The sequence below is a fragment of the Anaerococcus lactolyticus ATCC 51172 genome, assembly GCF_000156575.1.
Taxonomy (GTDB): Bacteria; Bacillota; Clostridia; order Tissierellales; family Peptoniphilaceae; genus Anaerococcus; species Anaerococcus lactolyticus.
The window spans coordinates 83,390-90,612 of sequence record NZ_GG666056.1 but is presented as its reverse complement, the minus strand read 5'-3'; the positions used below and the strand labels follow the sequence as shown (position 1 = coordinate 90,612).

Below are 7,223 nucleotides of genomic sequence, written 5' to 3'. Positions count from 1 at the left end.
TTAGAATAGAAAAAGCCGACTACTGAATTAATTTTTGTTGTTTCAGTATGTCGGCTTAATTGTTTTGTTCATTTCAAATTTTAAAAGTCAAGGGCGAGCGTTAGCGAGTTTATTTACCCTTGACTTTTAAAAAGCGAATGGTTGTTGGTCGCTTCAGGGGTTTGGCTCCGCAGGACGCAAGCACCCTTTAGGGTGTATAATTGCGCCCTTAGAAAATCTAAGGGAGATTTGGTTATTTTATTTATTTAATTTTTTCTCATTATTTTTAGTGTTTCTTTAAATTCTTTTGTCTTTGTTGCTTCTTCTAGTAAGATTTTTATTTCTTCATCTGTTAGTTCTTCTGCATTTTCTATAAGGCTTTCTAAGATTGCTCCTCTTGTTATGAGCCTATGTGTTCTTTCTTTTCTTCTTTTTACTATGTCTTGTTTTAATATCTTTTTTTCTTGATTTTTTAGTTGCCTTAATCTTTCTTCTGTATCATCAATTTTACCTTTTATTTCTTTTGATTCTTTTCTGATTTGTTCTAATTTTTTCATACAAAACTCCTTTCTTGCAATAAAAAAAAGACGATAGAGTTTTTAATTTCTATCGCCTAAAATATCCACGTTTTAATATTTTCTAATTCAATAAGTTTTTATCTCTTTGCTACAAGACCATATTTTAGTTTCAGCAACTCTGAATCTTAATATAATCACTTATTATACTTATTAATTCTATATCTAATATCTAATACAGATATGTCATCATTCATCCTAATTATCTAATTTTAGATTTTCCATTTTCTTTGAATTCAATGCAAAAGATATTAAAAATATTATCGAATATATTACACAAAGTGCAACATTGCCACCAGACTTAGAAAATCCAAGCCTATTTAATGTAAATATTTCTATTGAAACTAGCATTATAGACCCTATCAAGCCTAAAACCATCCACAAATCACCTTTCTCTAAATCAATAAAGTACATGGCTAAGTAGAAGATTGATACTAGTTGCAAAATAAGACCTAATAGAACATTTAACAAAGCTATTAAGTCTGAAGATCCATAATCAAAATAATGCTTACCTAGATAAATTGATATATAATTCAAAATAATCAACATCAATATAGAAAAGAGAATAATAACTACTTGACTTATATATTTTGATAGTATTATATTTTTACTTTTTATTGGTAGCATGAATTCATATTTATATAATTTTAAATCATAATCTTTTCTTTGAGATAAAAGAAGCAACAAACTGTTAGCGAAAATTACTACTGCAAAATACGCAAAAACAACCATTTGTATGTCAGCAAATAAATTTATTAGAATCCATACTAAAATTAAAAATGCATTCATTATAAAAATGTTTTTAATATTTTTGTAATATATTTCCAACAATAAACCTTTCATATATTAGTCCTCCTTCCATGTTAATATTAATAATATTTCATCAAAATTTGGTTTATTCACAACAAATTCTTTATACTTATTCTTTATCTTAGATATATCTTTTACTAAAATATCTACCCTTCCAAATTCCTTTCTATATGAAATGATGTCGGTTTTTTCCACCTTTTCTAGTTCTGTATCAGTACAACGGAGTATCCCATAATTATATAATAATTCGTCCTTTTCCTCACTCAACACAACTCTACCATCGTCCATAAAAACTATATAGTCAGCTATTTTTTCCAAATCTGTTGTAATGTGTGATGATATATAAACCGAGTGTTCTGGATTTTCTATGAATTCTAATAATATACATAAAATTTCATCTCTACTTACTGGATCTAAACCTGAAGTAATCTCATCTAATATGAGAAGTTTTGTTTCGTGAGACAATGCTATAGCCAACGATAACTTTTTTTTCATACCAAAAGAAAATTGTTTAGTCTTCTTGTCTATTGGTAAATTAAATCTATTCAAATAATTTTTAAAACTATCTTCTTCCCAATTACTATAATTAAATTTCATTACCTCATTTATCTCATTAGGTGTTAATAATAATGAATAGTTTGGGTCATCTAAAACAACTCCTATGTGTTTTTTAATATCTATTTGATTACAATATTCAGTACCAAATATCTCTACATTTCCCTCATCTTTTTGAAACATTCCAAGTATACAAGAAATAGTAGTACTTTTCCCTGCTCCATTTCTTCCTATATTTCCTACAATAGATCCATAAGGTACTTCAATATTTATGTTTTTCAAAGAAAAATCATTTGTTTTATTATTTTTATTTAATCCAGATACCTTTAATGCTAATTCATTTTCGTACGAATCCATCATTGCCCCTCCTCATATATCTTTTTTATTAAATCTATTAAGTCATCTATTGAAATAGAACTTGATTGTATGCTCTTGACAATTTTCTTAGCTAAATCTTCCACTTCTTTATATGTTTCTATTTTTTGTAATTCAATATTTCTTGCTGAAATAAAACTGCCTTTGCCATGAATAGTTTCAATAAATCCATCTTTTTGTAAATTTTCATAAGCTTTTTGAACTGTAATTACAGCTACCTTAAGATTTCGAGCTAATACTCTCATAGATGGTATAGAATCTCCAGTTTTCAAATGTTCATTCATAATTTGTTTTTTTATCTGATTTTCGATTTGTTCATAAATCGGTTCGCTAGAATCGGTATTTATTATAATATTGATATTGCACCTCCTGTTCCAGAAGTGTACTTATGTGTACTTATTGATTTAATAATACCACCAATAAAAAATTTTTTCAACCCCTTTAATTTCCTAATTTTGAGTATAAAAAAAGACGATATAGTTTTAATTTCTATCGTCTAAATCAAATTATTCTAATATACGTCAAAGTTATGTTACTAAAGTACTAATTTCTTCCATTTTCTAACCTTAGTTCTAAATGTACCAAATGGTGCTACTGTATTTACATGAATAAATTTATACACTTCCCAAGTTGCTGTTTTTGTTGCTTCATCTGCCCATTTTCTCATATGAGGTTTAAATAATTCTTCTTCTGTTAGCTCATCTATCATAAGATAAATATCTTCAATATTTTTTGTTAATTGTTCTTTTAGTTCCTTTAAAGATTTATGAGCGTAAGCTTCTGTAAACCATTGATATAATTCGGCTAATTGATTCCACTTGAATTTATCTGATGGTGTTTTTACTTCAAGTCCTTTTTTCTCATCTTCTTCCCATTTCAATACTAAAGCTGTCCAACCTACTTGATAGGCAAGATTTTCTGCTGGTGTCCTATCAACTTCGTCTACTCTTTTATCTTTTAATTCTTCTGGGATATTATCAAACTCTGAAATATATTTTGCAAAAGTTTTTTTAATCTCATTTTTTAATTCTTCCTTACTTTCATAAGACCTCATATGCCTACCTCCATGGTTTGTATATAGATATTTTACCAAAAATAATTATATCTTAATATTTAATCATAATCTTCCAGTAACTTGTAATTCTTATGTTTTGTGATATCAAATTTATCAGATAGTAAAAGTCTTACTACTCTTATCTGGTATATACACGTGCCTCCATCCATTACTGTTATTTCAATAAAATTTTAGATAACTTTATTAAGATTTTCTTTGATTCCTTATAAATCAAGTTTAAAGAACTATAAGAATTTAAATCTCTTGTTCAAATTCATCTTCAAAACTAATAATATCATTAGGAGTGCAAGATAGAGCCTTACATATTCTTTCTAAATTCTTAAATGTAATTGGTTTATCCTTGCCCATTTGTGCCATAACATTTGTTGTAAGCCCTGCCATAGCTATTACATCAGTTTTCTTTAAACCTTTTTTTGCTAACTGTATCCATAATGGTTTATAGTTAAGTGCCATAATATCCCTCTTTTTCTTTTCATTAGATTTATTTAATTATAGCATAAATATTGATTTCATTCAATCTTACATTGATTTAGTGATTTGTTTTAGAGAATTTGTTGTGTTATTCCGTCCTTATTTTGCCATAAATTGCTTAATGCCCTGAGATTTTGCACCCGGATTGTCATTACCATAACCTTCCATCAGGTTAATAACGCCCCATGCTCCAAGTCCTGCACCTACTGCCATAACTAAAATCTTTAATACATTTACTGCCTGTGTAAAAAATTCCATAATTTATTCCTCCTCGTTTTCTTCTTTCTTTTCAATTTTGTTGTATGACTTCACAACAAAGTTTTTGTAAGTCTTTCCATCTTTTTCACGCTTCTTAAAGTATCCAAAGATATGGATCAAATCACCTTTTTCAAAGGCTTTTGCTGTTTCTGACTTTTCACCATAGGCTGCACAATTGATATATTCCTTGCCTTTCCCATACTTTTTTACAAGCGTAAAGTTTACAACTTCAACCGTTTCTCCCTCTTTGTCAAAACTTGAAAAAGTTGGTTCTGCCAATAAGTTGGCATTGATGTTAATCATTTCTTGCTTCATTAAAAATTTCTCCTTTTCTTTTCAATAAAAAAAGCGATCGGAGTTTTTCTTTTCCAATCGCTGATACTCTTGCTATTTAGTTTTCCTTAGTGGGACTTCTTATCCTTACCATCTTTCCTCCTGATTTTGAGTAATAAAAAAGCAGCAAATCTATGTTCTTTAGACTTACTGCACTCTTGTAATAACCGTTTCTCTATTTAATTTTGCTTTCCCTTTTCTCTTGATATATTCCTCAATATTAAAGGCATTTTTCTTATTAAAATCTTCAAGTAACTTGTAATTCTTGTGCTTTGTAATATCAAATTTATCTGATAAAAACGGTCTTACACCTCTAAGCTGAAAGATACATTTACTGCCATCCATAACCGTTATCTCATCTTGACTCATCAGCTCTTTTCCTGTCTTTTGGTAATTGAGTCCATAACTATTAGCATTGGAGCGTGTTTCAGAAGTGTTATATAGATCTATCGTTTCCTTTCCAAGCGTTTCTGATAGCTCTTTAAGTGTTGTCTTTTCCTTTCCGCCAAGAAACAAAGTGCTATCACAGTTACCTACAATAGTATCTGCATTATCCTTGTAGATTGCCTTTAACTGAGATTGTGCCTGCAAGATAATACTTGCTGAAATTTCTCTTGAACGGATTGTCGCAATCAATTTCTCAAATTTGGGAATTAAGCCTATGTTTGCAAACTCGTCAAGCAAGCACCTTACATGAACAGGTAATCTTCCTCCATACTCATCATCTGCCTTATCACAAAGTAGATTAAATAACTGTGAGTACATGATAGATACCACAAAGTTAAAAGTATCATCTGTATCAGATATAATGACAAAAAGTGCTGTCTTTCTATCTCCAAGAGTATCAAGCTCAAGTTCATCTTCTTTCATCAAGTCCCTAAGCTCCTGAATATCAAAAGGAGCAAGTCTTGCACCACATGAAATAAGAATAGACTTCGCCGTTTTTCCTGTAACAACTTGTCAAGGACTTTCTAATCATTTTTATGAGGTTTTTTATCTTTTTCTCGCTCCATTTCTCTAAGCATTATCCTTTTCAATTTATCTTGCATGGTTTCAGTCGCATTTTCATTAAAATGGACAATAACCTCATAAGTTACTTTTCCAATCTTCTTTATAGTCTTTGTTCCTGTATTATGTTCATTTCTGTTTTCATTCATATTATTTTCCTCCTATTAGTTGCAATTAAAAAAGACGATAGAGTTTTATTTCTACCGCCTTTCGCAAGTCTTATAGCTATTCATTGAATAACGCTTTAGCATTTACATATTAAAGTTTCAAATCCTTATTGTTCAGCATTCCGCCAAACATCATATGATACATATCCTTGGAAGATTCCTCTATCTTTGTAATGCTTGATATTTTATTTCCTGCATCTTTTGATGAAGCTCCGCAAAGATAAAAGGCTTCATTTTCTGTTCCATAGTCAATAGCAATATACCTATCGTGATATTTTTTCCCTGCAACTTTCATCTTAAGATTGATATTAGGGTAATCTTTTCTAAAATCGTTTAGGATATTTTTTGTAAGCATATCCTTGTTTTTCACATTGTCGCTAAATACTATAACCTCAATATTGTCTTTTGCAGCCCTTAATAATTCCAAGGTTTTCAAACCTATATAGTTATCTATAACATAAATGCTTTCCTTTGCAGACTTATATATTTTTGTATAAGCAACATCTGCTTCAATCTTATCTCCATTCATTAAAAGGAAATGCTTGTAAGTGTCTGGATCTATAAAATTATCCATAACCTTTTTCAAATCTTCTTTTGTAGCCATTTGCAATTTTATTTCAGCTATATCCTTTGTATTTTGATTTGTCTGTACTGCTATTTGAACTAATTCTTTTGAACCGATAAAATCTTGGTTTTCAATGATAAAATCTTTCATTTGCTTAAATGTTCTAACTAAAGCTCTGCTTTGCTTAACAGCAAGTTCACCTCTTAATACAGTCATCAGCATATAAATACCTTGTTCTGTAAAGGCATAAGGATTGTATTTAATATTACTTCCTCTACCAGTCCCTCTGTTCAAGGTGAAATTTTTGCACCTTGAAAGTTCTACCATTTCTTCGTCCGTTAATTGGAACATGAAGTCTTCACCTTCAAATTTTTCTGCGTTGTTTTTCACCTGTCTATTAAAGTTTTTAGTTTCATACCCATATATTTCGGCTAAATCTGAATCAAGCATTACTTTTTGCCCACGAATAAGATATATTTTTTCTTGTATAGTTTTATTATCCACAATAACTATCTCTTTATTTTCTTCTGCCATGAAATGCACCTCCAACATTATCTAAATTCTTTTATATTTTTCTACTCCACCTTCAGCTTTTCCGATGTGTTCCACATTTTTTACAAGTCCCTTATTTACATTTTCATAAAACCATCTACCAATCAATGCCGGAGGTGTTGCGATTAACTCTCTTAAAACAAATTCTTTGCCCTTCGGTAAAGAGCTAATTTTGTTTAATAAGGTAGTATATAGGTCAGCATAGCTTGTATTTTCTTGTAAACTGCTACACTTACAATATTCAGTAACGCTTGGGAAACCTCCCTCTATTGCTTTTTTAGTTAAGATTTCAAGTTCTTCATCGGTTACAGTAAATTGAATTCGCATTTATATATCCTCTCCTTATAACTGAGTTTATTACCATATCATTATCATTTTATCATAAATACGATATTTTTTCCATACTGCAATTTTGAGCCCTATTTTACACTTAGCTATAGTCTGATACCTATTTTATCATTAACGCTCTAAAAACACCTTTCCACCGTCTTATACGAGGC

11 protein-coding genes and 2 pseudogenes are annotated in these 7,223 nt (G+C 29.8%); all 13 read right to left on the bottom strand.

The window, feature by feature from the left end; genetic code table 11:
• Positions 1-245: 245 nt before the first annotated feature.
• Positions 246-536: a DUF3847 domain-containing protein gene (locus HMPREF0072_RS09970; RefSeq protein WP_004830112.1), complete on the bottom strand. Its 291-nt coding sequence runs from the start codon at positions 534-536 to the stop codon at positions 246-248.
• A gap of 216 nt (positions 537-752) precedes the next feature.
• Entirely contained in the window at positions 753-1,397 is a 645-nt protein-coding gene (locus HMPREF0072_RS09965; protein ID WP_004830111.1) for an ABC-2 transporter permease, read from the bottom strand.
• A gap of 3 nt (positions 1,398-1,400) precedes the next feature.
• Positions 1,401-2,279, bottom strand: coding sequence for an ABC transporter ATP-binding protein (locus HMPREF0072_RS09960; RefSeq protein WP_004830106.1), 879 nt, complete (start codon positions 2,277-2,279; stop codon positions 1,401-1,403).
• Positions 2,276-2,605 carry a GntR family transcriptional regulator gene (locus tag HMPREF0072_RS09955; protein ID WP_282633278.1) on the bottom strand — a complete coding sequence of 110 codons (330 nt, stop codon included), beginning with the start codon at positions 2,603-2,605 and terminating at the stop codon, positions 2,276-2,278. Before HMPREF0072_RS09955 ends, HMPREF0072_RS09960 begins: the two co-directional genes overlap by 4 nt.
• Before the next feature lie 224 nt (positions 2,606-2,829).
• Positions 2,830-3,348, bottom strand: a complete 519-nt coding sequence (locus HMPREF0072_RS09950) for a ClbS/DfsB family four-helix bundle protein (protein WP_004830103.1) — start codon at positions 3,346-3,348, stop codon at positions 2,830-2,832.
• A 62-nt stretch (positions 3,349-3,410) separates the two neighbouring features.
• Positions 3,411-3,530: pseudogene (locus HMPREF0072_RS12815) on the bottom strand (conjugal transfer protein); the annotation flags it as partial.
• 73 nt (positions 3,531-3,603) lie between these two features.
• Positions 3,604-3,822, bottom strand: coding sequence for a helix-turn-helix domain-containing protein (locus HMPREF0072_RS09945; protein WP_004830100.1), 219 nt, complete (start codon positions 3,820-3,822; stop codon positions 3,604-3,606).
• Between the two features lie 117 nt (positions 3,823-3,939).
• A complete protein-coding gene (locus HMPREF0072_RS09940) occupies positions 3,940-4,098 on the bottom strand; it encodes a Maff2 family mobile element protein (RefSeq protein ID WP_004830098.1) in 159 nt (52 codons plus the stop codon).
• Between the two features lie 3 nt (positions 4,099-4,101).
• On the bottom strand, positions 4,102-4,413 hold the full coding sequence (locus HMPREF0072_RS09935; protein ID WP_000807042.1) for a single-stranded DNA-binding protein: 312 nt from the start codon (positions 4,411-4,413) through the stop codon (positions 4,102-4,104).
• A gap of 165 nt (positions 4,414-4,578) precedes the next feature.
• Positions 4,579-5,391: pseudogene (locus HMPREF0072_RS09930) on the bottom strand (VirD4-like conjugal transfer protein, CD1115 family); the annotation flags it as partial.
• An 11-nt stretch (positions 5,392-5,402) separates the two neighbouring features.
• A complete protein-coding gene (locus tag HMPREF0072_RS09925) occupies positions 5,403-5,588 on the bottom strand; it encodes a transposon-encoded TnpW family protein (protein WP_001005000.1) in 186 nt (61 codons plus the stop codon).
• 109 nt (positions 5,589-5,697) lie between these two features.
• Positions 5,698-6,705 carry an ORF6N domain-containing protein gene (locus HMPREF0072_RS09920; RefSeq protein ID WP_000797009.1) on the bottom strand — a complete coding sequence of 336 codons (1,008 nt, stop codon included), beginning with the start codon at positions 6,703-6,705 and terminating at the stop codon, positions 5,698-5,700.
• Between the two features lie 21 nt (positions 6,706-6,726).
• On the bottom strand, positions 6,727-7,050 hold the full coding sequence (locus HMPREF0072_RS09915) for a hypothetical protein (RefSeq protein WP_004830093.1): 324 nt from the start codon (positions 7,048-7,050) through the stop codon (positions 6,727-6,729).
• Positions 7,051-7,223 lie beyond the last annotated feature (173 nt).